The following is a 20,738-nucleotide window of genomic DNA, read 5'->3' as shown; positions in this document are numbered from 1 at the left end:
ACCGTCCGTGCCGTGGTTCGTGCGCGCCACGCCGCTCCTCCGATCACTCCCGCGCCTCGCTCGCACTGTGGGTGCGCGGGGGCTCGCCCCCGGACCCCCGGCTGGGGTGTGGGGGCTGGGCCCCCACAAGACACAATGAAAGAGCCCCCTCTGCGCTGTCCGCAGAGAGGGCTCTCCCGCTCTTTCTGTACCCCCGATGGGATTCGAACCCACGCTACCGGCGTGAGAGGCCGGCGTCCTAGGCCGCTAGACGACGGGGGCTTGTCGTTGTGTGCGAAGTGAACCTTACCAGACTGGTTTTTCCGCTTCGCGCTGGGGTACCAGGACTCGAACCTAGACTAACTGAACCAGAATCAGTCGTGCTGCCGATTACACCATACCCCACCAGCGCTTCCCCGGATCTCTCCGGCTCGGCGCCGCTGGAAAGAAATAGTAGAGCATGCCCGCACTCGCCCGGCAACGGGGTCCCCCCGTCGCGCACGGGCTCAGCGCTGAGCCGGGACCCCCACCCGAGCGAACTCCGAAACCAGCAGCTCAGGAAGTTCGGCAAGGGTGTGGACGACCTGCACTCCCTCCGGCACCCCGCCGTCCGGGCCGGTGTCGTGCCGGTCGAGCCACACCCCCGTCAGGCCCGCGTCGCGTGCTCCGACGGCGTCGGTGGTCAGCTTGTCGCCGACGTGGACGGCATGGTCGGGATCACAGCCCACGGCGGAGCAGACTTTGTGGAACATCACGGGATCGGGCTTCGCGACGCCCATCTCCCCCGCGATGGCGACGTAGTCGAACGTCGTCCCCAGCCCGAGGCGCGCCAGTTTCTCCCGCTGATGCCCACCGGAGGCGTTGGTCACGGCGGCAAGCGTCACTCCCGCCGTCGCGAGCCATTCCAGGCACGGCAGCACGTCGTCGAAGAGCCGCCACGACCGCCGCAGCAGCGCGGTGCGGCGATCCTCGAAGTCGAGGGCCTGCTCGGGATCGACGTGGACGCCGAGTTCGGCCAGGAACGCCGCCGTACGGCTGCGGTGCATCTCGGCGTAGGCCAGCTCCCCCGCCACGACGCGCGCGACGTGGTCATCGGTCACCCGCTCCCACAACGGCCACATGTCGGCCCGGCCGATGAGCCCTTCCAGCGATCTTCGGCCCGCCGCCGTGAAGTTGATGAGCGTGTCGTCGATGTCCAGGCACACCAACCGCAGCTCCGGCGGTGTCCAGGGCGGAGCACCGTCGAATTCGGAGACTGGGTGTGATGCCGATGGGGAGCCAAGCGCAGAAGCCACTCCGCGAGGCTAGGTCAGATTCGCCTTCGCCAACTCTGCTGAGTAGGTGATAAACCGGCCTCTGTTTCGGTCCAGGTCGTCTACGCTCAGTGGCCTGGCAGCGCGCGACGCAACCGCCCGAGTGAAATCTCGCGACCGAGCAGCTCCATCGACTCGTACAACGGCGGCGACACCGTGCGCCCGGTCACCGCCACGCGCACGGGAGCGAACGCCTTGCGGGGCTTGAGGCCCAGGCCATCGACGAGGGCCTCCTTGAGCGCGGCCTCGATGGCGTCGGCCCGCCACTGCTCCAGGTTCTCCAGCGAGTCGATCGAGGCGCGCAGGACGGGCTCGGAGTCCGGGCCGAGTGCCTTGGTCGCGGCGGCCTCCTCCGGGGCGAAGGCCGCCTCGTCGACGAACAGGAAACGCACGAGCCCGGCCGCGTCGCCGAGCACGGTCACGCGCTCCTGCACGAGTGGGGCGATCGTGCGGAACCGCTCGATCTGGTCGGCATCGGGCTGTTCCGGCAAGACGCCCTCGGCGCTGAGGTAGGGCAGCGTGCGCCGCACGAACTCGTCGGTGGGCAGCGCGCGCACGTGGGTGGCGTTGATGGCCTCGGCCTTCTTGGGGTCGAACCGCGCCGGGTTCGCGCTCACCTTGGTGATCTCGAAGGCGTCGACCAGTTCGTCGACCGTGAAGACGTCGCGGTCGTCGGCGATGGACCAGCCGAGCAGCGCGAGGTAGTTCAGCAGCCCTTCCCGGACGAATCCCTGCTCGCGGTAGTTGAACAGGTTCGACTTCGGGTCGCGTTTGGACAGTTTCTTGTTGCCCTCGCCCATGACGTAAGGCAGGTGGCCGAACTCGGGCGTGAAGTCCGTGACGCCGATGCGCCGCAGGGCGGCGTAGAGCGCGAGCTGCCGCGGTGTCGAGGGCAGCAGATCCTCGCCGCGCAGCACGTGTGTGATCCGCATGAGCGCGTCGTCCACCGGGTTGGTGAGCGTGTACAGCGGCTGCCCGTTGGCACGCACCAGCACGGGATCGGGGATCGTGCCCGCCTTGAACGTGATCTCGCCGCGCACGAGGTCGTTCCAGGTCAGGTCCTCGTCGGGCATGCGCAGGCGCAGCACCGGCGCCCGGCCCTCGTCCCGGTAGCGCTGCTTCTGCTCTGCGGTGAGGTCGCGGTCGGCGTTGTCGTAGCCCAGCTTCGGGTCCTGGCCCGCCGCCCGCCGACGCTGCTCCACCTCCTCGTTGGTGGAGAACGCCTCGTACAGCTCCCCCGCGTCGAGCAACCGGCGCGCCACATCGGTGTAGACCGCACCGCGCTCGCTCTGCCGGTACGGGCCGTACTCGCCGCCCGCCTCGGGCCCCTCGTCCCAGTCGAGGCCCAGCCACCGCAGCGCGTCGAGCAACGCGGCGTAGGACTCCTCGCTGTCCCGGGCCGCGTCGGTGTCCTCGATGCGGAACACGAGCGAACCGCCGTGGTGGCGGGCGAACGCCCAGTTGAACAGCGCCGTGCGGATCAGCCCGACGTGCGGGGTTCCGGTGGGCGACGGGCAGAAGCGGGCGCGGACGGCCTTGGTCTCACTCATAGCAGGGTTCAGGGTATCGCCCTCGGCGAAGCCCGCAGCGCGGTGCCTTGCTCAGGCGGACTGCACCGGGTTGGTCAGGGTGCCGATGCCGTCGATGGTGATCGACACACTCTGCCCCGCCTCGATCGGGCCGACTCCCTCCGGCGTGCCGGTGAGGATCATGTCGCCGGGCAGCAGCGTCATCACCGACGACACGAACGCGACGAGCTCGGGCACCGTGTGCACCAAATCCGAGGTACGGCCGTCCTGCTTCACCACGCCGTCGACCTCGGAGCGCAACGCGAGGTCGGCCGGATCGACCGAGGTGGCGATCCACGGCCCGACGGGGCAGAAGGTGTCGAAGCCCTTCGCCCTGCCCCACTGGCCGTCGGCGGACTGGAGATCCCGCGCGGTGACGTCGTTGGCGACCGTGTAACCGAGGATCGCCGCGCCCGCCCGGTCGGCCGGGACGTTCTTGACCGGCTGACCGATGACCACGGCCAGCTCGCCCTCGAAGTCGACCCGCGAGGACGCGGGCGGCAGCTTGATCGGCGCGTTCGGCCCGATCACGCTCGTCGACGGCTTGAGGAAGATCATCGGGTCGGCCGGGACCTCGTTGCCGAACTCCTCGGCGTGCTTGGTGTAGTTGCGGCCCACCGCGATGACCTTGGTCGGCAGGATCGGAGCCAGCACCCGGACATCGGCCAGCGGCCACCGCCGCCCGGTGAAGTTCGGTTGCCCGAACGGGTGGTCGGCGATCTCCAGGACCTGGGCCGCCTCGTCGTTGTCGCCCTCGGCCTCGATCGAGCCGAACGCGACGCCATCAGGATGAGCGATTCGAGCCAGACGCACGACCGCCATCCTAACGTGACGCCCCGAAGCCCGCCCCGCAGCCGTGTCCGCAGCTGGCGTAGCCGTGTCCGCAAGTTACGTAGCCGTGTCCGCAGCTGGCGTAGCCGTGTCCGCAGCTGGCGTAGCCGTGTCCGCATCGTGCGGTGCAAACTCGGCTACGCAGGCTGCGGACACGGCGTCAGCGTTGCCGCTGAGACTTGTGTACCAGCGCGTCGCACAGGGCCAGCCAACTGGCCTCGACGATGTTCGGATGCACTCCCACGGTCGTCCACGTGCGCTCCCCGTCCCGGGACTCCACCAGCACCCGTGTCACCGCGTCGGTTCCCGGTGTCGAGGCGAGGATGCGCACCTTGTAGTCGGCCAGCTCCACGCTGTCCAACCAGGACAGGTGCCCGCGCAGCGCCTGCCGCAGTGCGGCGTCCAGCGCGTGTACGGGACCGTTTCCCTCGGCGGTGGCGATCACCCGCTCACCGCCCACCCGCACCTTGACCGTCGCCTCCGACACGACGTCGCCGCCGGAGCGGTGGTCGAGCACCACCCGGTAGGACTCCAGCAGGAACGGCGAGTCCGCGGGAGCACCGTCGGCCTCCGAGCGCAGCAGCAGCTCCAGCGAGGCGTCGGCGGCCTCGAACGACCAGCCCTCCGCCTCCAGTGCCTTGACCTTCTTCAGCGCCGAGTTCAGCACCTCGGGCCTGTCGGCCAGATCCATGCCGAGCTGGGCACCCTTGAGTTCGAGACTCGCCCTGCCCGCCATCTCCGTGACCAGCACCCGCATGTCGTTGCCCACCACGCCGGGGTCGATGTGGTTGTAGAGCAGCGGATCGACCTTGATGGCGCTGGCGTGCAGCCCGGCCTTGTGGGCGAACGCCGACGAGCCCACGTACGCCTGGTGCGGGTCGGGGGCGATGTTGGCGATCTCGGCGATCGCGTGGGCCGTGCGGGTCAGCTCGGCGGCCCGCCCCTCCGGCAGCACCGGCATCCCCAGCTTCGCGGCGAGATTGCCCGCCACGGCGAACAGGTCGGCGTTACCCGCGCGCTCGCCGTAGCCGTTGGCGGTGCACTGGACGTGGGTGACACCGGCCTGCACCGCGGCGACGCTGTTGGCCACCGCGCACGCCGTGTCGTCCTGGCAGTGGATGCCCAGTCGCAGCCCCGTGCGTTCGGCGACCTCCCGCACCGTGTCGGCCACGCCCAGCGGCAGCCGGCCGCCGTTGGTGTCACACAGCACCACCACGTCCGCGCCCGCCGATCCCGCCGCGTCGAGCACGCGCAGCGCGGTGTCCGGATCGTGGGCGTAGCCGTCGAAGAAGTGCTCCGCGTCCACGAACACGCGGCGGCCCTCTCCGGCGAGAAACGACACCGTGTCCCGCACCATCGCGCACGCCTCGGCCACGTCCACGCGCAGGGCGCGCTCGATGTGGCGCACGTCCGACTTCGCCACCAGCGTCACGACGGGTGCCTGCGAGTCCAGCAGCGCCCGCACCTGCGGGTCCTCGGCGACGGCCAGTCCGGCCCGGCGGGTGGCGCCGAACGCCACGAGCACCGCGTGCCGCAACGAAAGCTCCCCGCTCGCCGCCCTGGCGAAGAACTCTGTGTCCTTCGGCAGCGCGCCGGGCCAGCCGCCCTCGATGAAACCGACACCCAGCTCGTCGAGCAGCCTCGCGACGGCGAGCTTGTCGGCCACGGAGTACGCGATGCCCTCCCGCTGGGCCCCGTCGCGCAGTGTCGTGTCGTAGAGGTGGAACTGGTCCCCGAGCGGGGTGCCTGCGGGTTCCGTGCGACTCACGGTGTCTCCTTGCGACGGTTGAGCGGACCAACAAAAAAAGACCCCCCGCTGAATGCGAGAGGTCTGCGCGCCGGGTGCCGAAGCTGTCAGCACTACCCGGCGCGCCTGCCGATAATGATCACGTGAGTGGTGGTCACGCCCGCCATCCTGCCACAGTTCTCCCAGCCGCCGTCGAGAACGCCGGTGAATCTAGTCCTCGCTGCGCCGCTCGGCGCCCGTTTCACCCGCGTAGCCGAGATCGTCGCCCGAGATCCTGCCCACGACGGTGTCGTTGTGCCCGGGCCCGGTGCTCGACTGGTTGTCACCCCGCTCGTCACCGGGTCGGCCACCGGTGGGTCGTGCCCGCGACACGGCGGGGTCGTCGGCGGCGTCGGCCTCCGGAGCGCTGGACGACGCCGGTTCCCGGCGCCCCAGCAGCTTTCTCAACCAGGTACGCATGAGCGGCGAGTACCCCGGAGCCACGCGCGGAAACGACGCGCGCCCCGGGTCGCTCAGCTCGCCTGTCGCGCGTTCGACGAGACCAGCGCGGCGAGGCGGTCGCCGATCCCCTGGGTGCTCCCTGGCGAGTTCTGGTCGCGGGTGGCGAGGTCGAACGCCACCGAGGCCTCGATCCGGCGGGCGGCTTCCTTCTCGCCGAGGTGGTCGAGCAGCAACGCCACCGACAGGACGGCGGCGGTGGGGTCGGCGAGGCTCTGCCCGGCGATGTCGGGCGCGCTGCCGTGGACCGGCTCGAACATGCTGGGATTACGGCGGGTGATGTCGAGGTTGCCACTCGCGGCGAGGCCGATACCGCCGGTCACCGCGGCGACGAGATCGGTGATGATGTCGCCGAACAGGTTGTCGGTGACGATCACGTCGAATCGGCTGGGATCGGTCACGAGGTGGATCGTGGCGGCGTCGACGTGCGAGTACGCCACGGTCACCTCGGGGTGCTGCAGCGACTCCTCCTCGACGATGCGTGACCACAGCGAGCCCGCGTGTTCGAGGACGTTGGTCTTGTGGACGAGTGTGAGGTGCTTGCGCGGGCGCTCCTGGGCGCGGGCGAAGGCGTCGGCGACGACGCGACGCACACCGAAGGCCGTGTTGACGCTGACCTCGGTGGCGATCTCCTGCTCCGTGTCCTTGCGCAGCAGCCCGCCGTTGCCCGCGTACGGGCCCTCCGTGCCCTCGCGCACCACCAGGAGATCGACGTCCCCGGGGTCGACCAGGGGACCCCGCACGCCCGGGTACAGGCGCCCGGGACGGAGATTGACGTGGTGGTCGAGTTCGAACCGCAGCCGCAGCAGCAGCCCGCGCTCCAGGATGCCGCTGGGCACGCTCGGGTCGCCGACGGCGCCGAGCAGGATGGCATCGTGCTGGCGAAGCTCGCCCAGCACCGACTCGGGCAGCAACTCGCCCGTGGAGTGCCACCGGGCCGCGCCGAGGTCGTACTTCGTGATCTCGGCATTCGGGACGACCTCGGCCAGCACCTTCAGCGCCTCGGTCACGACCTCGGGCCCGATCCCGTCACCGGGGATCACAGCGAGCCGCATTCACACCTCCGTCAGTCAGGCACCCGGCGTTCCGGAAGCCCTCCGCGATCGAACTCCAGCGACGGCAGGTTACCGGTGGTGGACAATCGGCCGAAGCACGACCACCCATACGCCGCAGTCGGCGGGCAACCCGTCACTCAATCGTGTCATACCAGCAGGCGGAATCGGGCCGTTGACGACGACCCCGGCGGAGGCGACGCCCCGCCGGAGTCGTTCCATAGTGGAGCCGGCCGGACCCTGGCCCGGCACGCGCCCCGTACCGACGTGCCTACTCGAACGTCACCGCGCGGATGCGCCGTGCGTCGACGGTGGCTCCGATGGGCTCCAGCATGTGGCTGTCCACCGCACGGTCCACGCGCAGCAGCATCACCGCGTCGGAACGGTCGGTGGTCTGGCTGATCTGGGCGGCCTCGATGTTGATGCCCGCCTCACCCAGCAGCGTGCCGACCCGGCCCATGATGCCCGGGCGGTCCGGGTACTCCAGCAGCAGCATGTGGCCCTCGGCACGGATGTCGAAGTGCCTGCCGTTCACCTCGATCAGCTTGGGCACCTCGTCCTTGCCGGTCACGGCTCCGGCCACCGAGTGCGCGCTGCCGTCCGCATGGACGGTGCGCACCGTGACCTGGCTGCGGTAGTTCTGGCTCTCCGGCTCGGTCGTCACGCTCACCTGCACGCCGAGTTCCTCGGCCAGCCGGGGCGCGTTGACGAACGTGACCTGGTCCTCCACGACGCCTGAGAACACCCCGCGCAGCGCCGCCAGCTGCAGGACGCTGACGTCCTCGGCGGCCAGCTCACCGCTCGCGGTCACGGACACCGACGCCGGAGCCTTCGTGCTGAACGCCGACAGCACCGTGCCGAGCTTCTGCGTCAGCGCGAGGTACGGGCGGACCTCCTCGCCGACGACACCGCTGGCGACGTTGACCGCATCGGGGACGAAATCACCGCGCAACGCCAGCAGCACCGACCGTGCCACGTCGGTGCCGGCGCGGTCCTGCGCCTCGCGGGTCGAGGCACCGAGGTGCGGCGTGACGACCACGTTGGGGAGCTCGAACAGCGGGCTGGAGGTGGTGGGTTCCTCGGCGAAGACGTCGACGCCCGCACCGGCCACCCGCCCCTCGCGGACGGCGTCGGCCAGCGCCGACTCGTCCACGAGTCCGCCCCTGGCTGCGTTGACGACGATGACGCCGTCCTTGACCTTCGACAACGCGGCGGCGTCGATGAGGCCCTTCGTCTCCGGCGTCTTCGGGAGGTGGATCGAGATCGCGTCGGCCCGCTGGAGCAGCTCGTCCAGCGACACGAGCTCGACACCGAGCTGCGCCGCCCGAGCCGGGGAGGCGTACGGGTCGTAGGCGATCAGGGTCGTGTCGAACGCGCCGAGGCGGGTCGCGACCAGCTGGCCGATCTTGCCGAACCCGACCACGCCGACCGTCTTGCCGGACAGCTCCACACCCGTGTACGAGCTGCGCTTCCACTCGCCGCCGCGCAGGCTCTGGTCCGCGGCCGGAACCCGGCGCGCCACGGAGAGCAGCAGCGCGACCGCGTGTTCCGCGGCCGACACGATGTTGGACGTCGGGGCGTTGACCACGAGGACACCGCGCTCGGTCGCCGAGGGGACGTCGACGTTGTCGAGCCCCACCCCCGCGCGGCCCACGACCTTCAACTTCTCGGCCTCGGCGAGGACTTCCTTGTCGACCTTCGTCGCGGAGCGCACCAGAAGCGCGTCGGCGTCCTTCACCGCCTGGAGCAGCGCGGGGCGGTCGGTGCCGTCCACGTGCCGGACCTCGACCTCGTCACCGAAGACGCCGACCGCGGAGGGAGCGAGCTTCTCGGCGAGGAGAACGACGGGCTGGCTGGAATTGCTCACGATGCGCCTTTCGTCTCTGAAGATGGGGAACCGTTCGCGGACGCGCTCACAGACCGGCCACGACACTGTGGCCTCAGAGACCGGAGTCTAGTCCCGACGCCCCCAATAGCAATGCGTCCACAGAGGGAGATGGGCGTGTGCCCTGGGTGACGACGGGGACTGCGGACTCGACGACGCAGGATGCGGACACGGCTACCGGAGCTGCGGACACGGCTACTCGGGGCGGTCGAACTCGCCGTCCCTGGCTCCGAGCAGGAAGGCGTCCCATTCGGACGGCGTGAACACGAGGACCGTGGGCCCGTCCGACGTGTGCTGTCTCAGCAGGACATAGGTGACGGGGGTGACGGAGGTGACATCGCCGTGGGTGACGAAGGCGTACTCGACCGTTGCCGGGGCGCCGGGCGTGGCGCCGGGCAGGCTTTTCCACTCCGCACCGGAAAGGTCGAGTTCGTCGCGGAGGGAGAACTTGTCGTCGACGACGGGAGAGTCATTCTTCATGGGGGGCCAGCGTAGGACACCGCCGGACATTCCCGCCATTGTCGAATAGGCACGGATTCGAATCCGGTCCCCGGCAGCCGCCGCGCTGCCGAGGACCGGGATCGAACCTGGTCAGGCGGTCTCGGTGATCGGCCGGTCCACCCACGACATCAGGCCGCGCAGCTTGCGACCGGTCTCCTCGATCGAGTGCTGCTCACCTGCTTTCTGCAACTTGCTGAATTGCGGGCGACCCTGCTCGTCCTCGGAGACCCATTCCTTGGCGAATGTGCCGTCCTGAACCTCACGCAGAATCGCTTTCATGTTTTCCTTGACCTCGGGCGTGATGACCCGCGGACCGCGGGTGAGGTCGCCGTACTCGGCGGTGTCCGAGATCGAGTAGCGCATGCGGGCGATGCCGCCCTCGTACATGAGGTCCACGATCAGCTTCAGCTCGTGCAACACCTCGAAGTAGGCGATCTCCGGCGCGTAGCCCGCCTCGGTCAGCACCTCGAAGCCCGTCTGCACCAGCGCCGACGCGCCGCCGCACAGCACGGCCTGCTCCCCGAAGAGGTCGGTCTCGGTCTCCTCCGTGAAGGTCGTCTTGATCACACCGGCCCGCGCGCCGCCGATCGCCGCGGCGTACGCCAGCGCCAGCGTTTGGGCGCCGCCACTCGGGTCCTGCTCGACGGCGATCAGGCACGGCACCCCCTTGCCGTCGACGAACTGCCTGCGCACCAGGTGCCCCGGGCCCTTCGGAGCCACCATCGCGACGTCCACGTTGGCCGGCGGCTTGATGAGGCCGTACCGGATGTTGAAGCCGTGCCCGAAGAACAGCGCGTCACCGTCCTTGAGGTGGGGTGCGATGTCCTGCTCGTAGATGGCCCGCTGCTTGGTGTCCGGCGTCAGGATCATGATGACGTCGGCCTCGGCGGCCGCCTCGGCGGTCGTGCACACCCGAAGGCCCTCGTCCTCGGCCTTGGCCCGCGACTTCGACCCCTCGGCGAGCCCGATCCGGACGTCGACACCCGAGTCCCGCAGGCTCAGCGCGTGCGCGTGCCCCTGGCTGCCGTACCCGATCACGGCGACCTTGCGACCCTGGATGATGCCGAGGTCGGCGTCGGCGTCGTAGAAGATTTCGACTGACATGAGGGGTGGTACTTCCTTTCGTTGAGAGAGCTGGGCGAGCGAGCGGCGTCAGCGGGTCGCCGTCGCCGTGATCGAGCGGGCGCCCCGGCCCACCGCGACCATGCCCGACTGCACGAGTTCACGCACGCCGTACGGCTCCAGCATGCGCAACAGTGCGCTGATCTTGTCGCTGGTGCCGGTGGCCTCGATCGTGAGCGCCTCGGGTGAGACGTCGACGACCTTGGCGCGGAACAGCTGCACGGTCTCCAGCACCTGGCTGCGGACCGTGGCGTCGGCCCTGACCTTGACGAGCAGCAGTTCGCGCTGCACCGACTGGGCCGGGTTCAGTTCGACGATCTTGATGACGTTGACCAGCTTGTTGAGCTGTTTGGTCACCTGTTCGAGCGGCTGCTGCTCGACGGCGACCACGATCGTCATCCGGGACACCTCCGGGTTCTCCGTGGGTCCGACGGCGAGGGACTCGATGTTGAAGCCACGGCGGGAGAACAGGCCGGACACCCTGGCGAGCACGCCCGGGACGTTCTCGACCAGGACGCTCAGCGTGTGGTTGCTCATGGTCGTTGCCGCTCCTTCTGGTTCTCGGATCCCGCGTGTGCCGCACCGCCTGCGGTCATGGCGCCACCTCGTCGTCGTCGAACAGCGGCCGGATCCCCCGCGCGGCCATGATCTCGTCGTTGCCGGTTCCGGCGGCGACCATCGGCCACACCTGCGCGTCCTTGCCGACGACGAAGTCGATGACGACGGGCCGGTCGTTGATCTCCATCGCCCTGCGCACGACGTCGTCGACCCCGTCCTTCGTCTCGCAGCGCAGGCCCGCGCACCCGAGCGCCTCCGCGAGCAGCGCGAAGTCGGGGATGCGGTGCTTGTGCGTGCCGAGGTCGGTGTTGGAGTAGCGCTCGGAGTAGAACAGGTTCTGCCACTGGCGGACCATGCCGAGGTTGCCGTTGTTGATCACGGCGACCTTGATGGGCGCGCCCTCGATGGCGCACGTCGCCAGCTCCTGGTTGGTCATCTGGAAGCAGCCGTCGCCGTCGATGGCCCACACCGGGGTGCCCGGCCTGCCGAACTGGGCTCCCATCGCGGCAGGCACCGCGAAGCCCATCGTCCCGAGGCCGCCGGAGTTGATCCACGTCGCCGGCTTCTCGTACTTGATGAACTGCGCCGCCCACATCTGGTGCTGGCCGACACCGGCCGCGTAGACGGCGTCCGGCCCGGCGATGTCCCCGATCCGCTCGATGACGTACTGCGGCGACAGCGTGCCGTCGGAGGGCCACTCGTACCCGGCGGGGAAGGTGCCCCGCCACGAGTCCAGCTGGGTCCACCACGCGGACAGGTCGGGTTCGTCGGTATCCGCGACCTCGGCCTTCACCGCCGCGATCAACTCGGTGATGATCTCAGCGCAGTCGCCGACGATGGGCACGTCGGCCTTGCGGTTCTTGGAGATCTCGGCGGGGTCGATGTCGGCGTGCACCACGGTGGCGTCGGGCGCGAACGAGTCGAGCCTGCCGGTGACGCGGTCGTCGAACCGGGCGCCCAGCGCCAGCAGCAGATCGGCCCGCTGCATGGCGGCCACGGCGGCGACCGAGCCGTGCATGCCGGGCATGCCCAGGTGCTGCGGGTGCGAGTCGGGGAAGGCTCCACGCGCCATCAGCGTGGTGACCACCGGAATGCCCGTGAGTTCGGCCAGTTCCCGCAGGTGCTCGGACGCCTTGGCCTTGAGCACACCGCCGCCCACGTAGAGGACGGGACGGCGCGAGTCGCGGATCAGCCGCGCCGCCTCCCTGACCTGCTTGCCGTGCGGGCGCAGCGTCGGCCGGTAGCCGGGCAGGTTCATGTCCGGCGGCCAGGCGAAAGACGTGGTCTCCTGCAGCACGTCCTTGGGGATGTCCACGAGAACGGGGCCCGGCCTGCCGGTGCTCGCCAGGTGGAACGCCTCGGCGATCGCCCTGGGGATGTCGGCGGGATCGGTGACGAGGAAGTTGTGCTTGGTGATCGGCATCGTGATGCCGCAGATGTCGGCTTCCTGGAAGGCGTCGGTACCGATGAGGGCCCGGGACTGCTGCCCGGTGACCGCCACGAGGGGCACCGAGTCCATGTGCGCGTCCGCCAGCGGGGTCACGAGGTTCGTGGCGCCGGGCCCCGAGGTCGCCATGCAGACGCCGACCTTGCCGGTGGCCTGGGCGTAGCCGGTCGCCGCGTGCCCTGCGCCCTGCTCGTGCCGCACGAGCACGTGCCGGACCTTCGTGGAGTCCAGCAGCGGGTCGTACGCGGGCAGGATGGTGCCGCCGGGAATGCCGAAGACCACCTCGACGCCGACGGCCTCGAGCGCCCGCACGAGCGACTGCGCACCCGTCACCCGAACGGGTGTTCCTGCCGGTGGCGCGGGCTTGGGACGGGGGCCAGAGTGGCCGGACGACGCCGTGTCCGGTGTCGACCCGGCGTTCGTGTCCGATCGCGAGGTGGCGCTTGTCATCGGTTCTCGCCTCGTGGTCTCGGTGTGCGGGTTGTCGGGGTCTTCGCATGAAAAAACCCCCGCCGACCAGGAGTGGTCGCACGAGGGTCGCGCATCGACGCAGAGACGTTCCCTACGCGCCGATGCGCTGGGGAAGTACGAGAATCTGCGGTGTCACGGCGACGACGTTAATCGCCCCCGGTCAGCGGTGTCAACTCTGCGGGATCGTGATCCCGGATACTGGACCGTCCGACCGTCGGACGCCCCCGCGTGAGACGGCCGCCGACCTGCGGTGCACCATCGATACGTGGCGCAGGGAAGGCAGGACGCGACGATGACGGCGACACGGCGGCCGGACAGCGGGACTCCAGACAGTGGCAGCACCGGCAGCACCGGCAGCTCCGGCTCGCGCGGGCAGACGGCGGTGTTCCGCGTTCCCGGGACCGCCCTCATCGGGGTCCTGATGCTGTTCATGGGTGTGTTTCCCTTCGCGGCCTCGGCGCCGTACCTGATGGTGTTCCTGCTCATCCCGATCGTGGCCGCCGTCTGGATCATGCGGACGCGCACCGTCGCGACGCGGGAGGGCCTCACCGTGCGGACCCTGCTGGGCACCAAAGAGCTGCCGTGGGCCGCGGTGAAGGGGCTGCGCATCACCCCGAAGTCCACGGTCACGGCGGTGTGCCAGGACGACACCACCGTGGCGCTGCCCTCGGTCCGCACCCGCCACCTCCCGGTGCTCTCGCTGGTGAGCGAGGGCAGGCTGCCCGACCCGTCGGGCGTGCTCGACGAGCCCACGGAGCCCGCTGCCGAGTCCGATGCCGAGCCCGGTGCCGAGCCGGAACCCGGCCGCGCCGGCGCCGTCCCGGCGGAAGCCACCGGGGACGCCACCGACGAATCCGCGGACGACACTGCGGACGACACGGCCACCCGCGACGAGCCCGGCGGTGGCGAGAAGTCCGGCTGACCGGGCACGACCGGCGCACGGGGGCCCGCACGACGGGCGTACGCTCTCGCCCATGCCTGCTCTGCGTTCCCGAACCACGACCCACGGCCGCAACGCCGCGGGAGCCCGCTCCCTGTGGCGCGCGACCGGCATGACCGACAGCGACTTCGGCAAGCCGATCGTCGCGATCGCCAACTCGTACACCCAGTTCGTGCCGGGACACGTCCACCTCAAGGACCTCGGCGAGGTCGTCGCGGAGGCCGTGCGCGAGGCCGGTGGTGTGCCGCGCGAGTTCCACACGATCGCGGTCGACGACGGCATCGCGATGGGCCACAGCGGGATGCTCTACTCGCTGCCGTCGCGCGAGATCATCGCCGACTCGGTGGAGTACATGGCCAACGCACACCAGGCCGACGCGCTGGTGTGCATCTCGAACTGCGACAAGATCACGCCGGGGATGCTCAACGCCGCGATGCGGCTCAACATCCCGGTCGTGTTCGTCTCCGGCGGCCCCATGGAGGCGGGCAAGGCCGTGGTGGTCGACGGCGTGGCTCAGGCACCCACCGACCTCATCACCACCATCGCGGCGTCCGCGAACTCGGCCGTCGACGACGACGGGTTGTCCGTTGTGGAACGCTCGGCGTGCCCGACCTGCGGCTCGTGCTCCGGCATGTTCACGGCCAACTCGATGAACTGCCTCACCGAGGCACTCGGCCTCTCACTTCCCGGCAACGGCTCCACGCTCGCCACCCACGCCGCGCGGCGCGACCTGTTCACCGACGCGGGGCGCACGGTCGTGGAACTGTGCCACCGCTGGTACGGAGAGGACGACGAGTCGGCGCTGCCGAGGTCCATCGCGTCGCGCGAGGCGTTCGAGAACGCGATGGCGCTCGACATGGCGATGGGCGGGTCCACCAACACGGTGCTGCACGTTCTCGCCGCCGCGCGGGAGGGCGAGATCGACTTCACGCTCGACGACATCGACCGCATCGGGCGGACGGTGCCGTGCCTGTCCAAGGTGGCACCGAACTCGGACTACCACATGGAGGACGTCCACCGGGCCGGTGGAATTCCCGCGATCCTCGGTGAGCTGTACCGGGGCGGCTTTCTCAACACCGACGTTCACGCGGTCCACGCTTCCTCGCTGTCCGACTGGTTGTCCACTTGGGACATCCGAGCCGAGACCGTGTCGGAGCGCGCCTGGGAGCTGTTCCACGCCGCCCCGGGCGGGGTCCGCACCACGGAGGCGTTCTCGACCGGTAACCGGTGGTCCTCCCTGGACACCGACGCCGCCGAGGGCTGCATCCGCGACGTCGCCCACGCCTACACGGCCAGCGGCGGACTCACCGTGCTGCGCGGCAATCTCGCCGAGAACGGCGCGGTGATCAAGTCGGCGGGCATCGACGAGGCACTGTGGCACTTCGAGGGACCCGCCCGCGTGGTCGAGAGCCAGGAGGAGGCCGTCTCGGCGATCCTCAACAAGGAGGTACGCCCCGGCGAGGTGATCGTGGTGCGCTACGAGGGCCCCTCGGGTGGACCGGGAATGCAGGAGATGCTGCACCCCACTGCTTTCCTCAAGGGCGCGGGCCTCGGTGCGAAGTGCGCGCTGATCACCGACGGGCGCTTCTCGGGCGGCTCGTCGGGCATCTCGGTAGGACACATCTCCCCCGAGGCCGCCGCGGGTGGTGCCATCGGGCTCGTGCGCAACGGCGACCGCATCCTGATCGACGTGCGCGAGCGCACGCTGTCGCTGCTCGTCGACGACGACGTGCTCACCGAGCGGCGCGCGAAGATGGAGGCCGCCGAGCGGCCGTGGCAGCCCGCCGACCGGGACCGCCCGATCACCGGGGCGCTGCGCGCCTACGCCCGCATGGCGACCTCGGCCGACACGGGCGCGGTGCGCGACCCGAACCGCTGAGCCAGCCCCCTTCCCCTCCCCGGGCGTGGACGCCCGGAACCGGACACACCGCTCGTACGTCAGATCGGCAATTCGGCGGACGAGTGGGGGGTTGGCTATGCCGGACGGCGGAGGACACCAGGTAGAGACCGGCGAACTTCGAGGGTATGCGGACCTCGCGGATCGGCAGGCCCGGCACTTCACCGCCATCGGACGGCACGCCGCCGAACGCGGCGGCGACACGAGCGGCTACACCGGACTGCTCGAACTGCTGGCGCCCGTCGTCACCGGCGTGGTCGGCCTCTACACCGAGACGGTGGAGTTCGCCCACGACCGGATGACCGAGGTCCGCGACGACCTCCTCACCGCGGCCGACCGGTACGACGCGCGTGAGGAGGCGTCGAGCGCCGAACTGGGCAGGCTCGGCGGCCTGGTCGAGGGCGCCCGCGACGTGACCGTCGGGGGTGCGTGATGGCGTACGCGGACGTGGAGGACCCGGCGGCACTGCTGGCGCAGGACCCCGGCCTCGCGGGCGGATCCTCGATCGAGGACGCGATCGCCGACGCGGGCTTCCAGGTGCAGGCGGTCAACTGGGTGTGGCAGAAGGTGGTCGGCGAGGACCTCGTGTCCTCCATCATCACGCCCATCACGGGTGACTTCGAGAAGATCGCCGAGGCGGCGGCGCAGTGGAACAACGTGCGTGACGCCCTCCAGGCCGTGCGCAACAACCTCAACGCGGGGCTGGAGGAGCTACGCCCCGCGTGGGCGGGTGATGCGGCCGAGAGTTTCTCCGAGCTGATCGGGACCACGTGGACGCTCGGGATCGAGGCCGACGCGCAGACCGCGAAGCTCATCGGCGTCGCGCTCAGCAAGGTCGCCGACGGGTCCAAGCGCGCGTGTGACCAGGCACTCCACCTGATCGAACGGCTGGTCAACAAGCTGATCGAGGCCGCGGCGATGCTGCCGATCCCGGTGGTCGGCTGGGGCAGGGCCGTCAAGCTCGTCTACGACGGCATCCAGATCTACAACGCGATCATGGATTTGATCGACGGCATCCGGTCGATCATCGAGGGCGCCCAGCAGGTCATCGGGGGCATCACGTCGGTGGGCACCGCGCTGTCGCAGCTCGGCGGTTCCGGCAACCTCAACAGCGCCCTGAACTCCGCCAACGACCTCGGCCAGGGTGTGGCCGACGTCCGCGACGGGGCGTCCTCGGTGCGCGACGGCGCGACCCAGGCCTCCAGCGCGGCAGGCGATGTCCGCACCTCGACGTCGAGCGCGGTGGACAACGCGCGCGGGCTGAGCGAAGAACGCGGTGCCACGCGGGAGACCTCGCCGTCGTCGGGTGGCGACGGCTCGGCGACGGGCACCGGCGCGTCGTCCGGTGACGGCGGCGACTCCGGCCGTCCGCGCCCCGGCTCGGACAACCCCGCCCGCCCGCAGGACCCGCAGACGACCCGCACGCCGGAGGACTTCCGGGTGTGCGAGAACGACCCGGTCGACATCGCCAGCGGCGAGGTTGTGCTGGGGCAGACCGATCTGACGCTGCCCGGCGTCCTGCCGCTCGTGCTCCGCCGCACCCACATCTCGGGATACCGCGCGGGCGAGTCGTTCGGCCGCACGTGGGCGGCCACAGTGGACCAGCGGCTGGAGTTCGACTCCGACGGCGTGGTCTACGTCGCCGACGACGGCATGATCCTCGTGTACCCGATGCCGGAACGGGGCGGGCGGGTGCTGCCCCGGTTCGGCCCCCGGTGGCCACTGCGGCGCACCGAGCACGGCTACACGGTGACCCGCCGCGGGCCTGCCAGGGTGCTGCACTTCCCCGCCGCATCGGCGTCGGGGACCGCACGGCTGGCCGCGATCGCCGACCGCAACGGCAACCGCATCGACATCGACCGCGGCCCCGACGGGGCCGTCACCGCTGTGCGCCACGACGGCGGCTACCACGTCGACGTGGCCACCGAACAGGGTCGGGTGTCCGAGCTGCGCCTGCGTGGTCAGCGCGGCGGGGAGGCCACGGTTCTGCGCTACGGCTACGACGACACCGGGGCGCTCACCGAGGTCGTGAACTCGTCGGGCCGGGCGATGCGGTTCGACTACGACCCGGAGGGCCGCCTCACGCGGTGGATCGACCGCAACGGCGAGTGGTACCGCTACCTCTACGACTCCGAGGGCCGCTGTGTCGCCAACCAGGGCTCCGGCGGCTTCCTGAACGGAACCTTCTCCTACGACCCCGGCAACCGGACCACGCGCTTCACCGACGCGCTCGGCAACATCACCACCTACGTGCTCGACGAACGGGGCAACGTCGCCGTGCGGACGGACCCGCTCGGCGCAAGCGTCCGGTCCGAGTGGGACGAACACGACCGGCTCGTCACGCGGACCGACGCACTCGGGAGGACCACGCACCACACCTATGACGCGGACGGCAACCTCATCGCCGTCACCCGGCCCGACGGCTCGCGGTCGAGCGCCGAGTACAACGAGCTCGGCCTGCCGGTCACCGTGACCGACCCGGACGGGGCCGTCTGGCGCCACGACTACGACGAGCGCGGCAACCTCCTCGCGTTGACCGACCCCACGGGCGCGACCCGCAGGCACACCTACGACGAGCGCGGACACCACGTCGCGACCGTGGACGAGACCGGAGCGAGGCGCACCGTCCGCACCGACGCGGCCGGGCTCCCCGTGGCGATCACCGACCCGGCCGGCGCCACGATGCGCCACGTGCGGGACCTGTTCGGCCGCATCGTGGAGACCGTCGACCCGCTCGGGGGACGCACACGTTTCCGCTACAACGTCGAGGGCAGGGTGGTGGCCCGGACCGACCCGCACGGTGCCACGGAGCACTGGCGCTACGACGGCGAGGGCAACACCGTGTCCTACACCGACGCGATGGGACGCGCCACGCGCATCGAGACGACCCATTTCGACCTGCCGAGACGGCAGGTGCTGCCCGACGGGTCGTGGCTTCAGTACGGCTACGACGCCAACCTCCGCCCCACGAGCGTGACGACGTCGCACGGGCTCGACTGGACCTACGTCTACGACGAGGCAGGCAGGCTCGTGCGGGAGACCGACTTCAACGGCAGGGTGCTGCACTACGAGTACGATCCGGCGGGGCAGCTCACGGCGAGGACCAACGGCGCGGGAGAGACGACCCGCTTCTCCTACGACGCACTCGGCAGGGTGCGGGAACGCGACGCCGAGGGTGCGGTCTCGCGGTTCGAGTTCGACCCGGCGGGCCGTCTCGTGCGGGCGGTGAACTCCGACGCGGACGTCACCCTGCACCGCGACGCGCTCGGCAGGGTTCTCGCGGAACGGGTCAACGGGCGGACCAGCGGCTACGGCTACGACGCCGCGGGGAGACGCACTCTGCGACGCACCCCGACGGGAAGTGAGTCGAGCTGGAGCTACACGGCGAACCACCGGCCCGCCGCGCTGCACACCGGGGGCCGGGACGTGACGTTCGGCTACGACGCTGCGGGCCGGGAGATCCAGCGCGTCATCGACGGCGGAACCGTGCTCGCCCAGTCGTGGACGCCGGGCCACCGCCTGCTCTCCCAGACGCTCTCCACGAGCGCGGGCACCCCGGCGGGCAATCCCGGTGGCAGGGCGGCGCGGCTGGTACAGGAGCGGACGTTCCACTACCACGCCGACGGCCACCTGGCCGCCGTCGACGACCGCGTCGGGGGCCCACGCCGGTTCGAACTCGATCCCGTGGGGCGCATCACCGATGTCACCGGACCGGGCTGGCGCGAGCAGTACTCCTACGACGCGCTGGGCAACGTCGCGGCGGGGTCGTGGCCGGGTGGCGACGCCGCCGGACCGCGGCAGTTCGCGGGCAACCTCGTGCGCTCGGCGGGCGGGGTCCGCTACCACTACGACGCGCAGGGCAGGCTCGTGCGACGCGAGAAGACCCGCCTGTCGCGCAAACCCGGAGTCTGGCACTACACGTGGAACGCCGAGGACCGGCTGGTGGGGGTGATCACTCCGGACGGTGCGCGCTGGCGCTACCGCTACGACGCGCTCGGCCGCCGGATCGCCAAGCAGCGCGTGAACGGCGGTGGCGAGATCGCCGAGGAGGTCCTGTTCACCTGGGACGGCACCGTGCTCGCCGAACAGGTGCACTCGTCGGGCACGGCGACGACCTGGGACTGGGCGCCCGGTTCCTACCGTCCGCTCACCCAGCTGACGCGGGTGCGGCGCAACCCCGCCGACACCGCCTCCCAGGAGTGGATCGACCAGCGCTTCCACGCGATCGTGACCGACCTGGCCGGTACCCCGACGGAGCTGGTGGACGCCGAGGGCGGGCTGGCGTGGCACGCGGCACGGTCGGTGTGGGGCGCCACCGTGTCGGAGCGCGCGGCGGTGTCCGTCCCGCTGCGGTTTCCTGGCCAGTACCACGATCCCGAGAGCGGACTGAACTACAACTACCAGCGGCACTACGACCCCGAGACCGGCCGCTATGTCAGCAACGACCCGCTGGGCCTCGCGCCCGCCGCGAACCCGCACGCCTACGTGCCCAATCCCACCCTCTGGCTCGACCCGTGGGGGCTCGCCGCGTGCAACACCTACTACCAGACGCGGGACGAGGCGCTGGGCGCCGCCTACGACCGGGCGGGTATCCCCCGGGGAACCGACCCGGACGCGGTGTGGGAGGTCGGCAACGACTATCTGCGCTACGGCGAACCCGACTACCGGCACTCCGAGGACCTCGGAACCCACGGCCGCTACATGCAGTTCGAAACCGACAACGGCTCCCGGGTGATCGCGGAGCACACCAGCGACCCCAACGCCCCCGGCCCGCACTTCCACGCGGGGCAACCGAAGATCGACCCGACGCGCGAGATGGTCGACTTCGGCTGGAGCGACCGGCCGAACAGCGAGATCGAACGCTACAGTCAGATCGGCGGCAGCCACCACATGTTCTACGGCGTGGCCCCGCCGGGGTCGTGACGCGAG

At 70.4% G+C, this 20,738-nt stretch carries 15 protein-coding genes and 2 tRNA genes; 4 read left to right on the top strand and 13 right to left on the bottom strand.

What is annotated here, in order from left to right:
- Positions 1-188: 188 nt before the first annotated feature.
- From FFT09_RS20625 to FFT09_RS20565, 13 genes are all read right to left on the bottom strand, one after another.
- A tRNA-Glu gene (locus FFT09_RS20625) sits at positions 189-261 on the bottom strand.
- A 51-nt stretch (positions 262-312) separates the two neighbouring features.
- Positions 313-384 (bottom strand) — tRNA-Gln (locus FFT09_RS20620).
- Between the two features lie 101 nt (positions 385-485).
- Positions 486-1,184 (bottom strand): HAD family hydrolase, encoded by a 699-nt coding sequence (locus tag FFT09_RS20615; RefSeq protein ID WP_081194591.1) that lies wholly within the window; start codon positions 1,182-1,184, stop codon positions 486-488.
- A 176-nt stretch (positions 1,185-1,360) separates the two neighbouring features.
- Positions 1,361-2,842, bottom strand: a complete 1,482-nt coding sequence (gene gltX, locus FFT09_RS20610) for a glutamate--tRNA ligase (protein WP_081194375.1) — start codon at positions 2,840-2,842, stop codon at positions 1,361-1,363.
- A 51-nt stretch (positions 2,843-2,893) separates the two neighbouring features.
- A complete protein-coding gene (locus FFT09_RS20605; RefSeq protein WP_081194589.1) occupies positions 2,894-3,673 on the bottom strand; it encodes a fumarylacetoacetate hydrolase family protein in 780 nt (259 codons plus the stop codon).
- A gap of 178 nt (positions 3,674-3,851) precedes the next feature.
- Positions 3,852-5,459: a citramalate synthase gene (cimA, locus tag FFT09_RS20600; protein WP_081194373.1), complete on the bottom strand. Its 1,608-nt coding sequence runs from the start codon at positions 5,457-5,459 to the stop codon at positions 3,852-3,854.
- Positions 5,460-5,648: 189 nt separating this feature from the next.
- Positions 5,649-5,897: a hypothetical protein gene (locus FFT09_RS20595; RefSeq protein WP_024876666.1), complete on the bottom strand. Its 249-nt coding sequence runs from the start codon at positions 5,895-5,897 to the stop codon at positions 5,649-5,651.
- A 53-nt stretch (positions 5,898-5,950) separates the two neighbouring features.
- Positions 5,951-6,991 carry a 3-isopropylmalate dehydrogenase gene (locus FFT09_RS20590; protein WP_024876667.1) on the bottom strand — a complete coding sequence of 347 codons (1,041 nt, stop codon included), beginning with the start codon at positions 6,989-6,991 and terminating at the stop codon, positions 5,951-5,953.
- A gap of 268 nt (positions 6,992-7,259) precedes the next feature.
- Positions 7,260-8,855, bottom strand: a complete 1,596-nt coding sequence (gene serA / locus FFT09_RS20585; RefSeq protein WP_081194369.1) for a phosphoglycerate dehydrogenase — start codon at positions 8,853-8,855, stop codon at positions 7,260-7,262.
- Between the two features lie 213 nt (positions 8,856-9,068).
- Positions 9,069-9,353, bottom strand: a complete 285-nt coding sequence (locus FFT09_RS20580; protein WP_024876669.1) for a DUF397 domain-containing protein — start codon at positions 9,351-9,353, stop codon at positions 9,069-9,071.
- A 111-nt stretch (positions 9,354-9,464) separates the two neighbouring features.
- A complete protein-coding gene (gene ilvC, locus FFT09_RS20575) occupies positions 9,465-10,478 on the bottom strand; it encodes a ketol-acid reductoisomerase (RefSeq protein WP_138383712.1) in 1,014 nt (337 codons plus the stop codon).
- A gap of 48 nt (positions 10,479-10,526) precedes the next feature.
- A complete protein-coding gene (ilvN, locus tag FFT09_RS20570) occupies positions 10,527-11,033 on the bottom strand; it encodes an acetolactate synthase small subunit (RefSeq protein WP_081194363.1) in 507 nt (168 codons plus the stop codon).
- 55 nt (positions 11,034-11,088) lie between these two features.
- Complete coding sequence (locus FFT09_RS20565) at positions 11,089-12,951, bottom strand: acetolactate synthase large subunit (RefSeq protein WP_081194361.1); 1,863 nt, start codon at positions 12,949-12,951, stop codon at positions 11,089-11,091.
- A gap of 286 nt (positions 12,952-13,237) precedes the next feature.
- Between FFT09_RS20565 and FFT09_RS20560 the strand changes: the two genes are divergently transcribed.
- From FFT09_RS20560 to FFT09_RS20545, 4 genes are all read left to right on the top strand, one after another.
- Positions 13,238-13,894 carry a PH domain-containing protein gene (locus tag FFT09_RS20560; RefSeq protein WP_244231440.1) on the top strand — a complete coding sequence of 219 codons (657 nt, stop codon included), beginning with the start codon at positions 13,238-13,240 and terminating at the stop codon, positions 13,892-13,894.
- Between the two features lie 52 nt (positions 13,895-13,946).
- Positions 13,947-15,791, top strand: a complete 1,845-nt coding sequence (gene ilvD / locus FFT09_RS20555; RefSeq protein WP_081194357.1) for a dihydroxy-acid dehydratase — start codon at positions 13,947-13,949, stop codon at positions 15,789-15,791.
- Positions 15,792-15,888: 97 nt separating this feature from the next.
- Positions 15,889-16,242, top strand: a complete 354-nt coding sequence (locus tag FFT09_RS20550) for a type VII secretion target (RefSeq protein ID WP_081194355.1) — start codon at positions 15,889-15,891, stop codon at positions 16,240-16,242.
- The gene (locus tag FFT09_RS20545; protein ID WP_138383711.1) at positions 16,242-20,732 is read left to right on the top strand and encodes a DUF6531 domain-containing protein; all 4,491 of its coding nucleotides are present in this window, start codon (positions 16,242-16,244) and stop codon (positions 20,730-20,732) included. The genes FFT09_RS20550 and FFT09_RS20545 overlap by 1 nt, the downstream gene beginning before the upstream one ends.
- Positions 20,733-20,738 lie beyond the last annotated feature (6 nt).

It is taken from the genome of Saccharomonospora piscinae, assembly GCF_005862235.1.
Taxonomy (GTDB): domain Bacteria; phylum Actinomycetota; class Actinomycetes; order Mycobacteriales; family Pseudonocardiaceae; genus Saccharomonospora; species Saccharomonospora piscinae.
Note: the sequence above shows the minus strand (reverse complement) of the source record. Positions and strands in the feature narration are given on the sequence as shown.

What these genes read in the sequence shown, in the direction of transcription:
- gltX (WP_081194375.1), bottom strand. Translation starts at nt 2,842, where the DNA reads ATGAGTGAGACCAAGGCCGTCCGCGCCCGCTTCTGCCCGTCGCCCACC.
- FFT09_RS20595 (WP_024876666.1), bottom strand. Translation starts at nt 5,897, where the DNA reads ATGCGTACCTGGTTGAGAAAGCTGCTGGGGCGCCGGGAACCGGCGTCG.
- FFT09_RS20590 (WP_024876667.1), bottom strand. Translation starts at nt 6,991, where the DNA reads ATGCGGCTCGCTGTGATCCCCGGTGACGGGATCGGGCCCGAGGTCGTG.
- FFT09_RS20580 (WP_024876669.1), bottom strand. Translation starts at nt 9,353, where the DNA reads ATGAAGAATGACTCTCCCGTCGTCGACGACAAGTTCTCCCTCCGCGAC.
- ilvC (WP_138383712.1), bottom strand. Translation starts at nt 10,478, where the DNA reads ATGTCAGTCGAAATCTTCTACGACGCCGACGCCGACCTCGGCATCATC.
- ilvN (WP_081194363.1), bottom strand. Translation starts at nt 11,033, where the DNA reads ATGAGCAACCACACGCTGAGCGTCCTGGTCGAGAACGTCCCGGGCGTG.
- FFT09_RS20565 (WP_081194361.1), bottom strand. Translation starts at nt 12,951, where the DNA reads ATGACAAGCGCCACCTCGCGATCGGACACGAACGCCGGGTCGACACCG.
- ilvD (WP_081194357.1), top strand. Translation starts at nt 13,947, where the DNA reads ATGCCTGCTCTGCGTTCCCGAACCACGACCCACGGCCGCAACGCCGCG.
- FFT09_RS20550 (WP_081194355.1), top strand. Translation starts at nt 15,889, where the DNA reads ATGCCGGACGGCGGAGGACACCAGGTAGAGACCGGCGAACTTCGAGGG.
- FFT09_RS20545 (WP_138383711.1), top strand. Translation starts at nt 16,242, where the DNA reads ATGGCGTACGCGGACGTGGAGGACCCGGCGGCACTGCTGGCGCAGGAC.